The sequence below is a fragment of the Mesorhizobium sp. M1428 genome, assembly GCF_040317515.1.
Classification (GTDB): domain Bacteria; phylum Pseudomonadota; class Alphaproteobacteria; order Rhizobiales; family Rhizobiaceae; genus Mesorhizobium.
Genome location: NZ_JAMYKT010000009.1, coordinates 103,829 through 122,811, shown reverse-complemented (window position 1 = coordinate 122,811; position 18,983 = coordinate 103,829). Strand labels below are relative to the sequence as shown.

Below are 18,983 nucleotides of genomic sequence, written 5' to 3'. Positions count from 1 at the left end.
TGTTCGGGTTGCGATAGACTTGCTAGTCCGTGAATTCGTAAACGAGCATTGCCAGTTCTGTAACACGGCTGTTCTTCTCGCATCGCGGAGGGTCGCAAAGATGCCGGCTGCTGGGCTGGCACTATCTCTGGGCCAGCAAAAAGCAGCAGATGCCCGTCCGGGTCCTTGACGATGAAATCTCGCGCGCCCCACGGCTCGCTGTTGAGGGGCTGCAAGAAGGGCACGCCGGCGGCTTGAAACTCGAGAAAAAGCTGCTTGATTTCTTCCGCCGTAGCGACGGTGAGCGAGGCGGAGAGTAGTTCCTCGCGTTCTCGTAGCCCCGGATCGATCACAGCACCGCCAAAGTGGTCCCGGCTAATAAGGGCTATGTCTTGACTCAAACTCTGCCAAAGACAACGTTCGGCAGGTCGATACGCAATCGGTGGTGCTGTCGTTCGACTCGCTGCTGGTGCCGAACGTGTAATCGGCGGCCGAGACCTTCCAGCGCGCCGGCGCCGAGGAATTGGCGGTGGTCGAGGATTTCACCGACCGCAAGGTGGTCGGTTTGCTGACCGAAGGCCATCTGATGCAGCGCTATGCCGAAGAACTCGACAAGGCGCGGCGCGATCTGTCGGGCGGGGGAGAGCCAACGTCTGGATACGAGCCGACGTTGACCTTCGCAGACCGAATCCTGAGTGGCTGCTTGCGCCTCATATCGGCCGCTCAGCATCCCCTCGCCATTGCCTGAAAGCGGACGTTGTCGACAGCGAAGTTCCGTTCGAGGGTACGCACTCGGTCTCAACTAATCGGGCGACTGCTGCCAGTTGAATTGCCTTGGCCCGTTCCATTTGCCGCTGGCCGCCAGGTCCAGCAGAGTTCCACGGCATAGGGCCTCGACCGTCAGCGATTCAGCTGGCAAGTATCATTCTGTCATTTTGCGGCATCAAGCTCGGCGGAAAAGAGCTAGTTCGGCTGATGCGTGTCTTCTGCGGTGTGCGACCATACGCCTCTCGGTATACCTTCGAAAAATGCGATGCCGATACAAATCCGCACGCGACAGCGATATCGACAATCGGCAGTTTCGTCTGAACAATGAGCCCATCGGCATGCTCAAGTCTCAAATTCATGTAGTACCTAGCCGGCGAACAGCTGAACTCATTTCGGAACAACCGCTCAAGCTGCCGACGCGAGAGACGAGTAGCGGCAGCCAAAGTGCCCATTGCAATCGGATCTGCGAGATTTTCTTCCATCCTCCGAACAACATGCAGTACCACCTCGTTACATGGCCCTAGCCGTTTTGACAGAGGCAACCTCTGCCGAGCTGTTGCCCCCCGAATCTGGTCGGCGACGAGATGTTGACATACCCGCGCAAACACATCCTCCCCGAAGTCTCGGCCGATGATGCAGGCCATCATGTCTATCGAAGAGGCGCCTCCCGCCGAGGTGTAAATGTCTCCATCGATCTCGTAGATACCCAGACTGACGTTAACCCAAGTGTTATGTTCAACGAACGCGGGAAAATTCCGCCAATGAATGACGCATCTGCGGCCTTCAAGCAGGCCTGCCGTTGTTAGCACCTGAGCGCCGGAGGATAGCGCAGCGAGAACAACGCCGCGATGACTGCATTCTCGCAGCCACGCATCCACTGCACGATCGCGATACCTGTCAACATTAGGACCTGAGCAGACAATCACTTTGTCTGGACGCTTGCCGCCAACCAGGTAGGATCTCGCGATAAATCGAATTGACCGTCTGAATATCCAGACCGCAGCTTGCCCTGACGTCACTCCCGTCTGCAGAGAGAAGCCTCCAGCTGTAAGCCTCGTAGCCCAACACCAGGTTCGTAAGGCGGAACACCTCAAGCGCGCCTCCGAACGACAGAATATCGAACTCCGGTACCAGATAAAAAACTACATCTCGGGGTACGATGTTTAAGTTGGCCACAGTTTCCCCTGGCATTTAGGTCAGTTGGCCTTTGTCTAAGCTCGACATCGATGTCGGCAGCATCCGGTGTCCGTTGCGGCGGCAACAGGACTAGCTCGTCGACCGATCGATGAGCTGGAGCCGGACGGCCAACTTGGAAGGGACGCATACTGCGTGGCTATTGGAGCATGTCGGCGAGTTCGAGCAGGTTCTTCGCTTTGTAGTCCCAGCCGTCCTGTGCCTTCTGGTTACCTACCTTGGATGGGTCTTCAGCATTGGCGCGAACGATGTAGGCGGTCGTCAATCCGCAACGACGGGCCGCTTCCAGGTCGTAGTCATGCGCCGCCACCAGCATGGCATTCTCCGGCTGGACCTCGAGCAACTCGCAGGCCCGCAGGTAGACCTGCGGCATGGGCTTATAAGCCTGAGACATATCGGCGCCGACGATAAAATCCCACGGCAGATTGTTGAATTTCGACAGGTTCACCAGAAGGCGGGCGTGTCCATCGGACAGCGGAGCGACGATAAAACGTGACTTCAAGCGAGAGAGACCATCGCCCAGGTCCGGCCAGGCCTTCAGGCGGTGCCAAGACAGATTGAGGTCTTCAAGTTCCTCCGGTGGCAACGATGCAGAGGACAAGCCGAATTCCTCGAGGCTGGCAACGAGATTTTCTCTGTTTACCTGATCGAGGGAAACGAATGATCGCTTACCTGCCCGGATCGGGTCGACCGAAGCGTCGTAGCGTCCTACCCACGCGTCGGCAAAACGAGCAGGGTCTATGCGGCCAAGGTTGTGGCGTTTCAGAAACTCTCCGACCTCGGCCGTGATGCTGCCACGCCAGTCGACCGTCGTCCCCAGGACGTCAAAGAACAGAACTTCAATATTACGCACGTTTTCTCCTTTTGCCCTGAATTTAGGATTAGTCGCGATATGAGGAGTCGGTTTTGTCCAACTGCCGCTTCAGATAGTCGAAGTGTGCGAATGCCTGGTCATTGTAGGGAAGCCAGCCATCGGCTGTCTTCTGGGCGAGGTCTTCGGACATGACATTCAGAGGCTCGCCAGTTGAATATGCGAGCACAAGGATCTTGGCCGCGCGCTCTACGAAATAGAGGTCTTCAAAAGCCTCGGCGACTGTTCGGCCCGTGACGGTGACACCATGGTTGCCCATGATGATGACGCTCTTGTTGCCGAAAGCCGCCGCCAAGCGCTGCCCTTCGGCGGCATCGTCAGCAATACCGCCGAAGCCGAGATCAAAGCCGAGCTTGCCAAAGAAACGGGCCGTGTTCTGGTCGACAGGCTTCATGTCAGGATCTTTCAGGCTGGCTAGCGCCGTCGTATACGGCGGATGGCAATGCAGCATAACCCTGACTTCCGGGCGCGCGCCGTGCACGGAACCGTGGATTGTCCACGCGGAAGGATCTGGAGCGTCAGGCCGAGTCATCACCTCGCTGTCGCCAGCGTTAAGAACCAAGAGATCGCTCGCCCGAATCTCCCCGAAGTGCCGCCAGCGTGGGTTCATGAGAAATTTCTTCCCGTCAGCGGAAAGTGCGGCACTGAAATGATTTCCCACCGATTCATGCCAATCGAACTGAGCTGCCAGACGAAAAGCTGCAGCAAGATCGACCCGGAGCGACTGTGTCTCTTCCGCAGTCAGTTCGGAGGGATGGGGATGGGCGTTCATGAACTCGCTCTGGTTAAGGTGTGCTTATATTGTGACGGTGGATCGGCCCTCGCTAGTTGCGATAATTGCGTTATTTGATTAGGTTTTGAAGATCTGAAAGTCTAATCTGACATAAGCAAGGGATTATGATATTGCGTCGACATCTCCCTCCCCTCCGGCTTCTGACAGCCTTTGAAACCGTGGTTCGTGCCGGCGGTGTCCAGAGCGCGGCGGCGGAGTTGAATGTCACGCAACCCGCCGTCAGCCAAGCACTTCGGAATCTCGAGGACCACATCGGCACGAAGCTGCTCGATCGACGGATGCGTCCTTCTGTGTTGACAGACGCAGGCCGGGTTCTGCTTCACGCAGTTTCGGACGGAATGGACCGGATCGAGAGCGCAATCGGAAAAATTAGAGCATTAGAGCGAAGCGAGCAGAACGTCGTTACGATCGCTTGCACCGTCTGTACTGGCACATATTGGCTAATGCCACGTTTGGCGACGTTCTACACTCGACACCCCGACATTGTTGTACGGGTTGTATCAACATCCGGCAGCCCGCAGTTTACGCCCGAAGCCGACCTGGTGATTCGCTATGGGGCGGGCGACTGGCTTGATGGCAAATGCGAACCGCTGTTCGATGAGCGCTTGATCCCAGTCTGTAGCCCGAAGGCCGTTGAACGGCTCGGCTCTGGCAATTTCGCGCGAGCTACCCTCCTCCACGTTAACGCCGACGAGGAATTTTCGCCCGGCTGGGACGAATATTTCGATGCGGTCGGTCTACCGCATGACCGGGAAGGAGATCTCTCATTTGACAACCACGTTCAGGCAACTCAGGCTGCGCTAGCAGGGATGGGAGTGATGCTCGGATGGATTGCGAACACCGGTGACCTTGTCCGGGAAGAGCGGTTGGTGATCTTCCGTAATCAGTCCATCATTCCCGGTGGCGCCTACTACTTAATGAGCCCGTTGCAGAGCCCGAGCAAGCCCGCGTCTGAAGTATTGGCGTCTCACCTGCGGACTTGCGTGGCCGCCTCGCAAATACGGTCATGAGCTGAATGGCCGCTTTTGCCAACTAGATGCTCGAAAGCCGCCAATCTGCTTACGGCCCCAAGGCTGACTGTCAGCAACGGGCCGCCAAATCGACCGTTCACCTACGAACCCTTGCCGCGTGAAAGCCGACATCCCTGTTGAGGACGTTAGGCGTTCCGGAACTACGGCAAGAGATCCGTCACAGCGCGCCCACTTCCGTCCATTGCCATAGGGAAGCTGGCATGTTCGTGGATGATTTTCCAAGAACCGGCGATGCGCCTTAGCACGATGGTTCGCCGGCTCCAGGAGTCGACCTTTGTGCCATCGGTCTTAATGCCAGTCATGCGCGACAGCCCGAAGGCCACTGCAAGATCGCCGTCGATCATGAGCTGCGGGTCAGCAATGTGAACGGTGACGCCGTTGCGCCAAGTTGCAAACCAAGCATTTATCCCTTCGATGTCGCGTGCCTGTTCGCCTCGATAGGCAAGCGGCGGCGGCAGATCGAAAACCACGACATCCGGGTCCATGGCATCGACGTTGGCGCGGGCGTCCCCCTTGGCAGTTGCGTCTTCCTGGCCCCGGATGACAGACAAGACTTCCTTTTCAGACATATCGTTGCTCCTTCATTTTCTGGAACGACGCGGCCGGGGCGATCAATCCGACATCGTCACCATTCGTAACGAATATGGCCGGTCCTAGCTTTCCGCTTTCGGCGGACTGAAGCAACGCAGCATTTTCCACTTTGAGGCGAAATAATTCTCAACTATGGTTCGCCAGGCTTTAGGCATGGGGGGATATTGCCGATGGTTTTGTCACGCAGGGGTGTCGTGCTTGGCGGCCTGGCGCTGGTCGCGGTGGGTGCAACCAGCAATATTGCTCAAGCCGCGGCGGCAAAATCCTTTTTCGCCGGTACCGCCAGCGACAACAATTTTGTCTATCGCAAGACCAACTTCGCCAAGATCGACAAGAGATGGCATCGCCAGATCGTCAAGTATTTCAGCAGCGAGCCGGTCGGCACCGTCGTGGTCGATACCCGCCACCACTTCCTCTACGTCATCATGGAAAACAAGACCGCCATCCGCTACGGCGTCGGCGTCGGCAAGGACGGCTTCAAATGGTACGGCCGCGCGACGATCGACCGCCGCGCGCTCTGGCCGGAATGGGTCCCGCCCCCCGAAATGCGTAAGCGCAGGCCGGACCTACCACCCATGATCGCAGGCGGCGCGTCCAACAATCCGCTCGGGCCGCGCGCGCTCTATCTGCACCGCGACGGCGCCGACACCGGCTACCGCCTGCATGGCACGCTGGAGCCATGGAGCATCGGCACCGACGCTTCCAGCGGCTGCATCCGCATGTTTCCGGAAGACATCATCGACCTCTACCAGCGCTGCCCGATCGGCACCGCGGTGCAGGTCCTGCCGCACATCGCCGACCAGGCGCCCGCTTCCACCACTGTCGAATGATTGGCGCCTCATGAACCGCATGATTGAAAACACGCGCCGGCTACTCGCCGCCGGCCTGCTGGTGTTGGTCGCATCCTGCTCGACCAGCAACACGCTGGCCCCTTCCACGCCCGACGTCACCAACACCGAGGTTGCCGGCTTCCAGAACGTGCAGCCGGGCAGCGAGGAGGATTTTATCCTCAATGTCGGCCGCCGCACCTATTTCACGCAAGGTTCGGCCGCGCTCGATTCTGTCGCCAAGGCCACCCTCGACACCCAGATCGCCTGGTTAGCAAAGCATCCGCGCTGGCTGCTCAAGCTGCAGGGTTTCGCCGACGATCCCGGCGCAAGTGAAACGGCGCTGTCGCAGCAGCGCGCCGATGCGGTGATGGACTATCTCGCCGCCGGCGGCATAGACCGCAACCGCATGTGGGCCAAGGGCTACGGCAAGGACAGGCTCGTCCGCGAGTGCCCCGACACCGCCTGCAGGTCGCAGAACCGCCGCGTTGTGTCTAATTTGCGCGATGTGAGGGACGAGCCGTAGGGGGCTGCTGTTTTGCCTGTCACCAAATCAGTGTCTCACACCCGACGGCGGCATGGCTGCTTTGCGCCTCATCTCGGACATTGAGACCAGCGTCGCTGGGCGCTCAGAACGGACCCTCGCTATCCAGAAGCGGAACTCGATGGACCAGCAAGCCGACGAGCAAGCGCGCCGAGCCGCAGACGCGCTCGGCCGAAATGCCTAGCACCTGGTCAGATCGGTTGGGTGCTAGCCAGTTTCTTGGCCATCGCCAGCGAGGGCGGCGTCGACCAGGTGACGGTGCGCGAGGCCGGCAAAACGGCCGGGGTGTCGGGAGTGCCGTTCCGGCATTTTCCGACCAAGACCACCCTGATGACCGCCGCGATAGGCATCGAAGGAGAGCATTATGGTGAACGAAGACGCCGCCAGTCCAAGGCCGCTTTCGGAAATTGCCAGTTATCACGCGCATATCTACTATGATGGGCCGGCCGAGCGGCAGCATGCCGAATGGCTGCGCCTGCGCATCGGCGAGCGTTTCCGCGTGCGCCTGGGCAACTGGCGCGACGAGCCGGTCGGCCCGCACGAGCAGGCCATGCACCAGGTCTCCTTCGCCACCGGGGTTTTCGCTACCCTCGTTCCGTGGCTGATGCTCAACCATGGCGGCCTGAGCATCCTCATCCACCCCAACACCACCAACCCCAAGCGCGACCATCTGGTCGACCCGATCTGGATCGGGCGGGCGTTGGGGGTGCATGGGGAGGTGCTTGGCGAGGACGATGAAGCGGAGGAGGCGCTGGAGGTGAATACGGAGCCGACGCTGGGGGCTTAGGGGGCAATCGCGTAGCCGGCAGCGGCCGGAGTGGGGGAGCGCATATGCGATTGTCTGGGCGGGCGAATGAGCGCGGTAACTTGAGGTCGGTGTCTGCTTGACGAAAATCGGTGCGCCTGTGAGAGCAAGAGCTCCTTTGGCGAGACAAGCAAGCGGTGGGCAAACGGTGAGGCGCGTTCTTCGAATACTGGCCGCGCTGACCATGGCGTTCGGGGTGAGCGGCTGCACCAGCATCTCCTACTACGCGCAGTCGCTGGAAGGTCATGTACAGATCATGGCGGCGCGCAAAAATGTTGGAAAACTGATCCGCGACCCTTCGACGCCTCAGGCATTGCGCAGCAAGCTGACGTCGGCGAGCGCCATAAGACGGTTTGCGACAGATGAACTGTCACTGCCCGACAACAGCAGCTATCGCAGCTATGTCGACATTCACCGGGACGCTGTGACATGGGCCGTTTTTGCCGCGCCGCAATTCTCCCTCACGCCGCGCACATGGTGCTTTCCGGTTTTCGGCTGTGTTCCCTACCGGGGTTACTTTTCCCGGAAATCCGCGACGCAAAGCGCTGTCGAGCTTCAGAGACAGGGGCTGGACGTCTTTGTCACCGGCATCACCGCCTATTCCACACTGGGCTGGTCCAGCGACCCGCTGCTCAGCACCATGCTCCGTCAGGACGACACCTATCTCGCCAGCCTGATCTTCCATGAATTGGCGCATCAGCGCCTCTATGTGACTGGCGATTCCGCATTCAACGAGGCTTTCGCGGTTGCCGTCGAAACCACCGGCACAAGGAAATGGCTCCGCGCCGCCGGCGATCGGGCCGGGTTGCGCCGCTACGAAGCCGCCCGCAAGCGCAGTGCCGATTTTCTCGGGCTGGTGGCGAAGGCGCGCGAAGAGCTGGCCCAGGTCTATGGAAGTCCCCGTACCCCGCGGCAGATGGCTGCCGCCAAGGCGGCCACGATCAACAGGCTGCGGATGCGCTACCGGCACATGCGCGACAAAGGCTGGGCCGGATACCGGGGCTATGACGCCTGGTTCGATGCGCCGATTAACAACGCCAAGCTTGCCGCGACTTCCGTCTACGGCGAGCAGGTTCCGGCATTTCTTCACCTGTTCGACCTGTGTTCCGGCGACTATCCAAGGTTCTACGCGTCTGTTCGAAGGATTGCGGACAAACCGTCCCGCGCCGAAGCGCTGAAGGCTATGGAGAGCTGTGATTGAGGTGAACAGGCATGGGGGCTGAGCATCTACCACCGCGACCATCTAGTCGACCCGATCTGGATCGGGCGGGCGTTGGGGTGCATGGCGAGGTGCTGGGTGAGGAGGATGAGGCGGAAGAGGCGCTGGAGGTGAATACCGAGCCGACGATGGGGGCTTAGGGGATGCCGATCCTGCAAGCTTTGTCGGTCCATCGCCGCTTGTATTAACAAACGAGGCCCGATGCCTTTGTTAATCAAGCTTCAGACGCTCCCATTCGGTAATTATTGAAATGTAATTTTCTTGAAACACTCTCCCTTCATCTCCCCTAAGTGGAGTTATTTGCGGCGAGAAGAAGGTTCGACGAAGGATGTCGATAATGCGCACGTCATTTGGATCATATTCGGTCAACGCCTGCTGCATTGCCCACAAGCCTAACCTACCACCTTCTTCAGGCAGGGGGGGATCCTCGCTGAAGTAAGGATACACGATACGTGTATACTCACCTCTCACCCGGGCATGCAGGGCGTCATGTATACGAACGACGCCTCCTATATCTCCAAATCGCAAGTTTCCGTGGACGCTTTTCGGCACTATGTGGACCGGCTCGTTTGACCAACGCAGCTTCGCACTAAGTAAATCGACTACTCCGTCTTTTAGAAGAGGGTATAATCGCTTGAAATTCTTGTTTGATTTTATTCGACCGTTGGTCATCTCCGAAAGATCCGCGTCACCCGCAATGTGCTTTTTCACATCGGACCAAAAAGGCAGGTAGAAATCGCCACCTTGGCTTCTGCTGCCGCCTTTCTCTTTTTTCCGGTCAAGTTGAATGTCCTTTTTCAAAATTGAGCGGCGCAGCGGCTGCTGCGCATAGAACAATTGCAGAATTTTACGGAGTGGGATGTCTAGCACTGACATGCATACCTCACGATAATGGAAAATGAAAAAATGGCTTTCGCACCATTTCTATGTCAATATAAATTATTATTTTCCCACTAATCTGTCGACTTTAGAAATGGCTTAACTCGCTTTCTATCCAGCGACCCAGCCAAAGCTCCTTCGCGACGAATAGTTCCCCGCCCTCGTTCCATGGCGATGTTGAACCACGGCGACCTAAGGTATCCTCATCCACCCCAACACCACCACCCCCAGGCGTGACCATCTGGTCGACCCGATCTGGATCGGGCGGGCACTGGGGGTGCCTGGGGCGGTGCTTGGCGAGGACATGAGGCGGAAAAAGCGCTGGAGGTGATTACGGAGCCCACGGTGGGAGCATAGGGATGCCTTGGCGACCAGTTTGTATCTGCGTCACATGAGCGTAGTGGCTGGCAAGAGGCGTGCTGTCGTCTTCTCGACCTAGGCCGTTTTCAGGCGGGTAACTCGTAGTGCGAAGCGGTGAGAAGCGTTATCCGAATCTGGGGCTGGCTTGGATTTATGGTCGGCGTAAGTCATTCATTGCTTCACTCTTTTTGCGTACACATCGACGAAGCTATGCTGATCGCTAGACAAACGCCTAACCTTCAGGTCTTCTGCTTGTGATGGCCCTTCAATGCTGACGGATCTCTTTAGGCTAGACGGTATCCCTGTTGTTCATCAGCAGGGCGCACCTATGCCAGCCATGTCGCCGGACGACGTCGTGTCGAACATGCAGTTTAAGGGTACACAGTGGTACCAGTCACGCAAGATGATCAAGAAAGTCTCATTCAGGAACGTCTCCATGGCGAATATGGAGTTCTTCCAGCTGACTTTCACAGAATGCACATTCGAAGATTTGTCTCCTTATCGCTAGCCGCTTTAGAGAGGTGGAGTTTCACAGATGCCGCTTCATCAACTGTAATTTCTGGAAAGCCAAGTTCGATCAATGCTACCTTGACCCTGAATTGATCAGCTTCGATAAACGCTATCGAGTGGAGGCTGCAAACGTCGGGGTTACGTTATATCAAGCGTTGCTTTCAAACTACGCGAATGAGCGACAAGACGCTTTCTTCGCGCGTGCCGACATCCAGTTTCGGCGCTGGAAGCGCTATCAACTCGATCGAGATATCCGGAAAAAGAATGTCGGTCGATGGGCTGGCAAATGGCAGCGGTCGACAGGCCTGCTATACGATTTACTCGCCGGCTACGGCTACAAACCAGCTCGGCTGTTTTTAATAACGCTCGCAGGTTTCTTGGCGATATCGATCATCAATTACTTTGCTATTGGCACCGACCTTTTGGTCAATGGTGTGCGGCCTGCCAGTCTGACCCTGGTCGATAGCATTTATTATTCTTTTTCAGTCCTCACGGTCCTCGGTTTTTCTTCGATCGTGCCGGACGGGGCTATCGCGAAATTGCTAACTGTCTTCGAAGCGTTGGCAGCAATAGGCTGGCTGTCTATTTTCACCTCAGTGCTTGTGAAGAGGTTCTTGCGGTGACGTGGATCAAAGAATCAGCGTTCCGCGCGGCCTCCGAAGCTGCATTCGGGTCGTGCGCCCGAGGTGACGATGATAAACTGAGTGACCGCGATATCCTCATCGTGGATGATGATGTAAGCATCCTCCGCGCACGTGCAGCGATGCTTAAAGCTCAGGGCCTATCCGTCGCCTCATATACGTTTAGTAAGCTTGATAGGCTTGCGGCCTGCGGTGCTCTTTTCCTCCAGCATTTACGACTTGAGTCTGTGATCGCGGTAGATCAGGACGATCGTCTAGGAAGCCTTTTGGCGTCGTTCCGCCCGAAGGAAAAGTACGACGAGGAACTGAGGCAAAATGCGCTTCTGGCAGAGCTAGTGAGTAGTGTATCCGTAGGAAGAGTTTCGGAGCTCTGGTCCGCCGACGTGCTATATGTCACCGTGCGAAACTTCGGAGTCCTCTGGCTGGCTGGTCGGGGCGAGTACATTTTTGCGTTTGAACGCATATTAGAGGCACTCAGGGATGCGGACATGGTTAGCGACTGCGGATTGTCGAGTCTTCGGCAGCTACGCTTTCTGAAGGCGCTCTACAGAAGTGACTACAAGGCCTCAGTCGGGGTTGTACGGTCCAAGGTAGTTGCCGCTCTAGCGGAACTGCCTTGTACATACTTCCCCAAAGTATCGAGACTTGTTTCGGCAACCGAGGTTCTCCTGGCCCCGGCCCCGCGGAATGGGTCGCCAGCCTATCTGGTGCTCCGCGACTTGGAGAAGCGCGCGATAGCGGCCCGTTCTCTCTCGGGTGGAAAGCTGGACGACACAACACTCGATGCGCTGGACGGCTGGATTCGGGATCCGCGCATCTACGCGAATCTAGGCGCGGCTTTGGCCCCAGAGGTTCGCACTAAGCTTGCGTCGTATATACCTAATCATCAATTGAAGTTGCGGCTAAGTAGTGAATGTCACGTCCCGCATTGTACTACACGGTCCGTCGGAAGATCGAACGGGCTTGAAGATCCCCGAGGAGCAGGCCGTCATGGATTATGCCTGAGCTGCGGGTAGTCCCCATCTACCCCCCAGCCAACCGCGGCAGCAGAAAAATCTCCGCCCCTTCCGGCAGTTCCTTCGACCAGGTGTCGCGATAGATCGTCCCGTCGATGGCGACGGCGATGCCGCGATCGATGTATGGCTCGAGGCCGGGATACTGTTCCGCCAGTTTCCTGAACAGCTCCCGAATATCCTTCGCCTCGATCTCGACCTTGCTCTTGCCTCCGGCGATCGCGCCGAGCGATCCCCAGAGCGTTACTTCGACCATCAGCCTTCCCGTTCTGCCTCGAGCGCCGCCAGGATGCGCGGCGGCGACATCGGGATGTGCGTCATGCGCACGCCCGCGGCGTTCGACACCGCATTGGCGATCGCCGCCAGCGGCGGCACGATCGAGGTCTCGCCGACGCCGCGCACCCCGTAGGGATGGTTGGGGTTTGGGATCTCGAGGATCTGCGTGTCGATCATCGGCAGGTCCGAGCAGACCGGGATCCGGTAATCCAGGAATCCAGGGTTCTGCAGCCGCCCGTCCTTGCCGTAGATGTACTCCTCGTTGAGCGCCCAGCCGATGCCTTGCGCGGCACCCCCCTGGTACTGCCCCTCGACATAGGTCGGATGCACCGCCTTGCCGGCGTCCTGAACGACGGTGTAGCGCAGCACCCTGGTGGAGCCGGTCTCGGGATCCACCTCGATATCGCAGATATGGGTGGCGAAGGAGACGCCGGCGCCGTCGGCGACGAGCTCACTATGGCCTGCGATGGGTCCGCCCGTCTTGCCGGAAGCGGCCGCGATCTCCTTCAGCGACAGCGGCGAAAGGTTACCGTGCGTCGCGCCTTTGGCAATCGCGTGACCCTCTTCCCAGACCACATCGTCGACGGGTATATCCCACATCTGTGCGGCGCGTTCCCGCAACACCTTGATGGCATTGCGTGCCGCCGAGATCGTCGCCATCGAGGAGGAGAAGGTGCCGCGGCTGCCGTCCGTCATGTCGTTGTAGCCAAGGCTGGACGTATCGGCGACCACCGCCTTGATCTGCTCATAGGGGATACCAAGCTCCTCCGCCGCGACCAGCGACAGCGAGGCGCGCGAACCACCCACGTCAACGGTTCCGACGGCAAGCGAGACCGAACCGTCCATGCCGATGTTGAGGTCGGTGCAGGTCTGGCCACCGAAATTGAACCAGAAGCCGCAGGCCATGCCGCGGCCCTGATTCTTGCCGAGCGGCGCCTTCATATGCGGGTGGTTCTTCACCGCCTCCAGCGTCGGCCCGATGCCGATCGGGCCGTATACCGGTCCGTAGGAGGATCTGGTGCCTTCCTGCGCCGCGTTCCTGATCCGGAACTCGACGGGATCCATGCCGATCTCCTTGGCCAGTTCGTCGACCGCGCTTTCCACCGCAAACGCCGCCATCGGAGCCGACGGCGCGCGATAGGCCGCGGTCTTGGGCCGGTTGACCAGCACTTCGTAGCCGACCGTCTTGACGTTCTCGAGCTTGTAGCAGGCAAAGGCCGTCATGGCGCCGATCTCGGCCCACATGCCGGCATAGGGGCCGCAGGTATAGCGCAGCGTCGCCTCTGCCGCCGTGATCGTGCCGTCCTTGCGGGCGCCGATCCGAACATCGATCGAGGTGGCGCTGGTCGGGCCGGAGGCGCGGAACACCTCGTCGCGTGTCATGACCAGCTTGACCGGCCGGCCGGCCTTTCGCGACAGCGCCAGCGCTACCGGCTCGGCCCAGACATGGGTCTTGCCACCGAAACCGCCGCCGATCTCCGACGAGGTGACGCGGAGCTTCGAGGCTTCCATGCCAAGTAGCTGGGCGCAGTGCTGCCGGTAGACAAAATGGCCTTGCGTACAGACCCACAGGTCCGCGGTACCGTCGGAGCTGACATTGGCGACGCAGGCATGCGGCTCGATGTAACCCTGGTGTGTCTGCTCGGTCTTGAAGGAGCGTTCGACGACGAAATCGGCCTGGCCGAAACCCTGGTGGATGTCGCCATGGCCATACTGGGTGCGCTTGGTGACATTGGAAGGCTTGACGGGCTTCTCCTCGAGGCCCTCGGTGAAGATGGCGTCGTTGACCAGGGGTGCGGAGTGCTTCATCGCCTCGTCGACATCGGTGACATGCGGCAGCACCTCGTAGTCGACCTCGATCAGCTTCAGGGCCTGCCTCGCCGTGCGGGCATCGACCGCAGCGACCGCGGCCACGGCGTGGCCGTCATAGAGCGCTTTCTTGCGCGCCATGCAGTTGTCGAGGATGTCGTACATGGCGGCATCGCCGTCGGTGAGGTCGGGCAGGTCGGCCGCGGTGATCACGGCCTTGACGCCGGGAAGCATCTGCGCCTTCGACGTGTCGATCTTCCTGATCGTGGCATGCGCATGGGGGCTTCTGAGAACGCGCCCGACGAGTTGCCCGGCCATGTTGAAGTCGGCGCCATAGCGTGCGCGGCCCGTCACCTTGTCGACGCCGTCGGGACGGATGGGGCGCGTGCCGACAGAGGTGAAATTGCGCCCGGAGTAACGCGGATCGAAATTCATGCGTGCGCTCCCTTCATCACGCTGGCGGCGTCCTGAACGGCACGCACGATCTTGTCATAGCCAGTGCAGCGGCAGAGGTTCCCGGCAAGGCCGAAACGGATTTCCTCCTCGGTCGGATCGGGGTTCTTGGCCAAAAGGTCCTTGGCCGCCATGAGGAAGCCCGGCGTGCAGATGCCGCATTGGAGTGCGGCGTGTTCCAGGAACTTCTGCTGCAGCGGATGCAGCCTGTCGCCATGCGCCATGCCCTCGATGGTCTCGACGTGCCGGCCCTCGGCTTCCGCGCCGAGCACCAGGCACGAGCACACCAGCCGATCGTCGAGGATGATGCTGCAGGCCCCGCAGTCGCCGGTGCCGCAGCCTTCCTTGGCGCCCGTCAGCCCCAGGCGATCGCGCAGGACGTCAAGCAGCGTCTCGTCCGGCTGGCAAAGGAACTCGACATTGTCGCCGTTGATTGTCGTTGATACTGCCACACCAGCCATCATTTGCCTCCTGCGCGTGCATAGGCGGTCGTGGCGGCCCGCTTGGCCAGCACACCCGCAACTTTCCGTCTGAATTCGATAGTGCCCCGCTTGTCGTCGATCGGGCGGCAGGCGCCCGAGCAGACCTTGGCGAGCCTCTCCAGCGTGGCTTCATCCAGCCTGGAGCCGATGAGAACCTCGGCGGCCTCCTCGACCAGAATCACCGTCGGCGCCACGGCGCCCAGCGCCAGGCGGGCGGATTTGACGCGACCTTGCTCATCGAGCGTCAGGTTCACGCCGGCGCTTACCACGGCGATGTCCATCTCCGTGCGCGGAATGAAACGCAGATAGGCATCGCCCGAACGTGGCAGACGTTTATCGAGCAGGATTGCCTCGATGATCTCGCCCTTGGCCAGCGACGTCTTGCCCGGCCCAGTCGGTACCGCTTCCACGGCAATCGTGCGCCTGGTTCCCGGGCCGACGACCACCGCCTTGGCGCCAGCGGCTACCAGCGCCGGCACGCTGTCGGCGGCGGGCGAGGCGTTGCACAGATTGCCGACGATGGTGCAGCGTCCCTGCACCTGCTTCGAGCCGATCAGGTTCGCTGCTTCGACGACGCCGGGCCATGCGTTCTTCAGGGCCTTGCTCTCGCCCAGCACGGCGCAGGGGACCGCCGCGCCGATGCTGAAGCCCTCGGCTGTTTCCCTGATCTCGCCAAGCCCGTCGATCGCCTTGATGTCGACGATCAGGTCGGGTTCGATAAAGCCGCCTTTCATTCTCACCAAGAGGTCGCTGCCTCCGGCGAGGATGGCGGCCGTGCCGGCTGAACCGGCCAACAGGCCGGCGGCGTCTTCAATTGAAAGCGGACGTATGTAACGCATCGTCTCCCCTTAGTGGTCATAGTCACATCAACTGATATAAACCGTCTCTCCGCAATGGCCATCCCGTTCGTGCATTCGCGGATTGGGCCAGGCGGCGCAATTTCATTTGCCCGTCCAACTGGACACACCGCTAGCCATTAATGCTCGATCGGCCCCTTCGGCATCACCAGCGCCGTGCCGGCCGTTGTCGGGCGCTCGATCATGCGGCGGACACGGGGTGGCTCGTTGCCGCTGTGCAGGGCCCTTATACGCTCGCCGATGACCGCGTCGGCGTAGGTTGCGCGCCGATTGTGGCGGATATATTCGACCCAGGTCGGCGTATGGTAGTGCTCGATCCATATCGAGGGATTTTCGAGGTCGCGCGCCAGCGTCCAGTTGCGGGCGCCGTCACGCCGGCGAACGCGGCCGCGCTCGGCCATGGTGGCGAGGAATTCCGGTACGTCCTCGTTACGGATGACATATTCGATCATGATGGCAATGGGGCCGCTGCGCGGCTTGAGATCAAGCGCCAGATGCGGCTCCTGAAAACGGTTGAGCGGATCGAGGTTGAGCACAGCCTGCTGCGGCAGCGGCAGCAGCAGGCCGATCGCGCCTCCCGCCAGCATGGCGACACTGGCCGCCATCAGGGCGACTTCGGCGCCATGCGCGTCGGCGACGACACCCCAGACCCAGCTGCCGAGCGCGATGCCGCCGAAGGTCGCGGTCTGATAGACCGAAAGCAAACGGCCGACCACCCAGCGCGGCGTCGACATCTGCACGGTGACGTTGAAGTGCGACAGCGCCATCACCCAGCAGGCGCCGCCGACCAGCAGGCCGAGCGACGTCTGCCAGGCATGATTGCTGACGGCGGCGTTGAAGGCGCAGACGGCGAAACCGACGAATGCCAGGCGCACCATGGTTTCGCTGGATAGCAGCTGCCGCAGCCTGACGCTGGTCAGCGCGCCGCCGACGGCGCCGATGCCGAAAGCGCCGAGCATGATGCCGTAGCTCAGGGCATCGCCCTTGACGACGTCCCGCGCCACCAGCGGAAGCAGCGCCAGGACCGCGCCGGCGCTGAAGCCGAAAGCCGAGCTCCTGGCCAGCACCTTGCCGATATTGGGCGACATTGCGACGTAGCGCAGGCCGGCGCCCATTGCGGCGCCCAGCGTCTCGCGCGGCAAGGTCGATGCCGGCAGTTCCGGCTTCCAGCGGGCCAGCACGACGATGAGGCCGACATAGCTCAGCGTGTTGACGGCGAAGGCCGCGGCGGCGCCTGCGGCGGCAACGATGATGCCACCGATCGCCGGGCCGACGCTGCGCGTCAGGTTGAAGCCCATCGAGTTGAGCGCGATCGCCGCCGGCACCTTGGTGCGAGGCACCATGTCGCCGACCGAAGCCTGCCACGACGGACTGTTGAGCGCGGTGCCGCTGTCGATCAGGAAGGTGAAGGCGAGCAGCGTCCACGGCGTCATCAGGTCGAGATAGGTGAAGACGGTCAGAAGAGCCGAGACGATGAGCATGAAGATCTGCGCGATCAGCATGATTTTGCGCCGGTTGAAGCTGTCGGCGATGGCGCCGGCCAGCAGCGCAAAGAGCATGATCGGCAAGGTGGTCGAGGCCTGGACCAATGCCACCTGGTAGGACGAGGTGGCGATCGTCGTCATCATCCAGGCGGCGCCAACGCCCTGGATCAGGCCGCCGAAATTGGAGACGAGGCTGGCGGACCACACCGCCCGGAAGATGCCGTGCCGGAACGGCGCCAGCGCCGAGGCGCTTTCGCTTTCCGGTGTGTCGTCGTTCATAAATGCTTTCCCGGGCTCAAATGCGTTTGATCTTTCCGATGAATCGGCCCCTCAAGCCAAGGATTCAAAAAATAGAACATCATTTCGCAAAGGGCGAACGCATTCTGGAAAAACATCATGGTCCAACAACAAGATAGCGGACCGTCAGCGCGTGCCTTTGCAGGCGGAGCGGCCGGTCAGGCCGGCGGCACCGCTTGCCACGCGCTGCCATGTGATTGTCAGGCACCGCCGGTTCTAGCGGTCCTCGAAGCCGGTCAGCACGCCGACGGCGTTGATGCCGATCTCCTCGACGGCGTAGCCGCCTTCCATGACGAACAGCGTCGGCAGGCCGAGCCTGGCGATGCGGCGGCCGATCCTGGGATAGTCACCGATCTTCAGCTTGAACTGGCTGATCGGGTCCTTCTCGAATGTGTCGACGCCGAGTGAAACCACGACGACGTCGGGAGCATAAGCCGAAAGCCTCGTGCAAGCGTCCTCGAGCGAGGCGTTCCACACGTCCCAGCCGGTGCCGAAGGGCATCGGATAATTGTCGTTGAAGCCTTCGCCGTCGCCCTCGCCGCGTTCGTCGGCATGGCCGAGGAAGAAGGGATATTCGGTCATCGGATCGCCATGCAGGTTCAGCACCTGCACGTCGCCGCGGCGGTAGAAGATCTCCTGGGTGCCGTTGCCGTGGTGACAATCGACGTCGAGGATCGAAACGCGCCCGGCGCCATGGTCGCGAAACCACTGCGCGGCGACGGCGGCGTTGTTGATGAAGCAATAGCCGCCCATAAAGGCCGCCCCGGCATGGTGCCCCGGCGGGCGGCAGAGCGCGAAGGCGGACGGCTCACCGGCCTTGACCAGCGCGGCGGCGGTAAGCGCGACGTCATAGGACGACTTGATCGCGTCCCATGTGCCTTTGACGAACGTCGCGCCACCGTCGAAGGAGTAGAAGCCGAGCAGCGCATCGATGCCTTTCGGGCGCACGTCGCCGCGCAGGCCGCGCGTCGGCCAGGTGAAGGGAATGGCCGAACCGCTGCGGCCCGACGCTTCCCAGAGCGGCCACACGGTCGGCAGGAAATCGATGTAGTCGCCGGCATGCACCTTCCTGGCGGCGGCGAGGTCGTGGATTTCCGGCGGCAGGATCGGACCGAGCTTCTCGCTTTCCACCCGCGCCCTGATGAACTCGGCGCGCGAAGGCTTTTCAAAAGCCGGCACGATGGCGCCGGCGATCAGTTCGACATTGCCGGAATGGCCGGCATGGAGAGGCGAAAAAACAGTCTTCATGAAATTGTTCCGTGGTGAGACGCGGCGACCCTAACCGTCCTGCACTGCCTTT

General features: G+C 60.3%; 19 protein-coding genes and 2 pseudogenes. 9 read left to right on the top strand and 12 right to left on the bottom strand.

The genetic code is table 11. The features are described 5' to 3' along the window. Window positions 1–128 precede the first annotated feature (128 nt). Window positions 129–317 (bottom strand): annotated as a pseudogene (locus NKG60_RS15160) (VOC family protein); the annotation flags it as partial. 191 nt (window positions 318–508) lie between these two features. Here NKG60_RS15160 and NKG60_RS32255 point away from each other — a divergent pair. Continuing rightward, the gene (locus tag NKG60_RS32255; RefSeq protein ID WP_502903378.1) at window positions 509–727 is read left to right on the top strand and encodes a hypothetical protein; all 219 of its coding nucleotides are present in this window, start codon (window positions 509–511) and stop codon (window positions 725–727) included. Window positions 728–887: 160 nt separating this feature from the next. Here the strand turns inward: NKG60_RS32255 and NKG60_RS15150 are convergent, their stop codons facing one another. The 3 genes from NKG60_RS15150 to NKG60_RS15140 all read right to left on the bottom strand — a co-directional run bounded on the left by NKG60_RS15150 (window position 888) and on the right by NKG60_RS15140 (window position 3,584). Next, complete coding sequence (locus NKG60_RS15150) at window positions 888–1,625, bottom strand: GlxA family transcriptional regulator (protein WP_352975121.1); 738 nt, start codon at window positions 1,623–1,625, stop codon at window positions 888–890. 455 nt (window positions 1,626–2,080) lie between these two features. Then, on the bottom strand, window positions 2,081–2,794 hold the full coding sequence (locus tag NKG60_RS15145) for an HAD-IA family hydrolase (RefSeq protein ID WP_352975061.1): 714 nt from the start codon (window positions 2,792–2,794) through the stop codon (window positions 2,081–2,083). A 28-nt stretch (window positions 2,795–2,822) separates the two neighbouring features. Then, window positions 2,823–3,584: a class II aldolase/adducin family protein gene (locus tag NKG60_RS15140; protein ID WP_352664393.1), complete on the bottom strand. Its 762-nt coding sequence runs from the start codon at window positions 3,582–3,584 to the stop codon at window positions 2,823–2,825. A gap of 131 nt (window positions 3,585–3,715) precedes the next feature. Here NKG60_RS15140 and NKG60_RS15135 point away from each other — a divergent pair, with 131 nt between their 5' ends. Further along, window positions 3,716–4,615 (top strand): LysR substrate-binding domain-containing protein, encoded by a 900-nt coding sequence (locus tag NKG60_RS15135; RefSeq protein WP_352975060.1) that lies wholly within the window; start codon window positions 3,716–3,718, stop codon window positions 4,613–4,615. A 161-nt stretch (window positions 4,616–4,776) separates the two neighbouring features. Here NKG60_RS15135 and NKG60_RS15130 read toward each other — a convergent pair whose 3' ends face one another. Beyond that, the gene (locus tag NKG60_RS15130; RefSeq protein WP_352664397.1) at window positions 4,777–5,205 is read right to left on the bottom strand and encodes a YybH family protein; all 429 of its coding nucleotides are present in this window, start codon (window positions 5,203–5,205) and stop codon (window positions 4,777–4,779) included. A 192-nt stretch (window positions 5,206–5,397) separates the two neighbouring features. Here NKG60_RS15130 and NKG60_RS15125 point away from each other — a divergent pair, with 192 nt between their 5' ends. The 4 genes from NKG60_RS15125 to NKG60_RS15110 all read left to right on the top strand — a co-directional run bounded on the left by NKG60_RS15125 (window position 5,398) and on the right by NKG60_RS15110 (window position 8,604). Continuing rightward, window positions 5,398–6,057 (top strand): L,D-transpeptidase, encoded by a 660-nt coding sequence (locus NKG60_RS15125; protein WP_352664399.1) that lies wholly within the window; start codon window positions 5,398–5,400, stop codon window positions 6,055–6,057. Between the two features lie 10 nt (window positions 6,058–6,067). After that, window positions 6,068–6,580, top strand: a complete 513-nt coding sequence (locus tag NKG60_RS15120) for an OmpA family protein (RefSeq protein WP_352664401.1) — start codon at window positions 6,068–6,070, stop codon at window positions 6,578–6,580. Window positions 6,581–6,962: 382 nt separating this feature from the next. Next, window positions 6,963–7,385 carry a DOPA 4,5-dioxygenase family protein gene (locus NKG60_RS15115; RefSeq protein ID WP_352664403.1) on the top strand — a complete coding sequence of 141 codons (423 nt, stop codon included), beginning with the start codon at window positions 6,963–6,965 and terminating at the stop codon, window positions 7,383–7,385. Window positions 7,386–7,587: 202 nt separating this feature from the next. Then, window positions 7,588–8,604, top strand: a complete 1,017-nt coding sequence (locus tag NKG60_RS15110; protein ID WP_352664758.1) for an aminopeptidase — start codon at window positions 7,588–7,590, stop codon at window positions 8,602–8,604. A gap of 228 nt (window positions 8,605–8,832) precedes the next feature. Here the strand turns inward: NKG60_RS15110 and NKG60_RS15105 are convergent, their stop codons facing one another. Then, window positions 8,833–9,498: a hypothetical protein gene (locus tag NKG60_RS15105; protein ID WP_352869888.1), complete on the bottom strand. Its 666-nt coding sequence runs from the start codon at window positions 9,496–9,498 to the stop codon at window positions 8,833–8,835. Window positions 9,499–10,349: 851 nt separating this feature from the next. Between NKG60_RS15105 and NKG60_RS15100 the strand changes: the two are divergent. From NKG60_RS15100 to NKG60_RS15090, 3 genes and pseudogenes are all read left to right on the top strand, one after another. Next, a pseudogene (locus tag NKG60_RS15100) lies at window positions 10,350–10,439 on the top strand (pentapeptide repeat-containing protein); the annotation flags it as partial. Window positions 10,440–10,460: 21 nt separating this feature from the next. Further along, window positions 10,461–10,994, top strand: coding sequence for a potassium channel family protein (locus NKG60_RS15095; RefSeq protein WP_352664409.1), 534 nt, complete (start codon window positions 10,461–10,463; stop codon window positions 10,992–10,994). After that, window positions 10,991–12,028, top strand: coding sequence for a nucleotidyltransferase domain-containing protein (locus tag NKG60_RS15090; protein WP_352664411.1), 1,038 nt, complete (start codon window positions 10,991–10,993; stop codon window positions 12,026–12,028). Before NKG60_RS15095 ends, NKG60_RS15090 begins: the two co-directional genes overlap by 4 nt. A gap of 7 nt (window positions 12,029–12,035) precedes the next feature. Here the strand turns inward: NKG60_RS15090 and NKG60_RS15085 are convergent, their stop codons facing one another. The 6 genes from NKG60_RS15085 to NKG60_RS15060 all read right to left on the bottom strand — a co-directional run bounded on the left by NKG60_RS15085 (window position 12,036) and on the right by NKG60_RS15060 (window position 18,931). Beyond that, window positions 12,036–12,281: a MoaD/ThiS family protein gene (locus NKG60_RS15085; RefSeq protein ID WP_023675441.1), complete on the bottom strand. Its 246-nt coding sequence runs from the start codon at window positions 12,279–12,281 to the stop codon at window positions 12,036–12,038. Next, window positions 12,281–14,545, bottom strand: coding sequence for a xanthine dehydrogenase family protein molybdopterin-binding subunit (locus tag NKG60_RS15080; RefSeq protein WP_352975059.1), 2,265 nt, complete (start codon window positions 14,543–14,545; stop codon window positions 12,281–12,283). The genes NKG60_RS15085 and NKG60_RS15080 overlap by 1 nt, the downstream gene beginning before the upstream one ends. Continuing rightward, window positions 14,542–15,024, bottom strand: a complete 483-nt coding sequence (locus NKG60_RS15075) for a (2Fe-2S)-binding protein (RefSeq protein ID WP_352664415.1) — start codon at window positions 15,022–15,024, stop codon at window positions 14,542–14,544. The genes NKG60_RS15080 and NKG60_RS15075 overlap by 4 nt, the downstream gene beginning before the upstream one ends. After that, a complete protein-coding gene (locus NKG60_RS15070; protein ID WP_352664417.1) occupies window positions 15,024–15,884 on the bottom strand; it encodes an FAD binding domain-containing protein in 861 nt (286 codons plus the stop codon). The genes NKG60_RS15075 and NKG60_RS15070 overlap by 1 nt, the downstream gene beginning before the upstream one ends. Window positions 15,885–16,021: 137 nt before the next feature. Continuing rightward, on the bottom strand, window positions 16,022–17,665 hold the full coding sequence (locus NKG60_RS15065; RefSeq protein ID WP_352975057.1) for an MFS transporter: 1,644 nt from the start codon (window positions 17,663–17,665) through the stop codon (window positions 16,022–16,024). A gap of 234 nt (window positions 17,666–17,899) precedes the next feature. Next, window positions 17,900–18,931: a histone deacetylase family protein gene (locus NKG60_RS15060; protein ID WP_352664421.1), complete on the bottom strand. Its 1,032-nt coding sequence runs from the start codon at window positions 18,929–18,931 to the stop codon at window positions 17,900–17,902. Window positions 18,932–18,983: the final 52 nt, after the last annotated feature.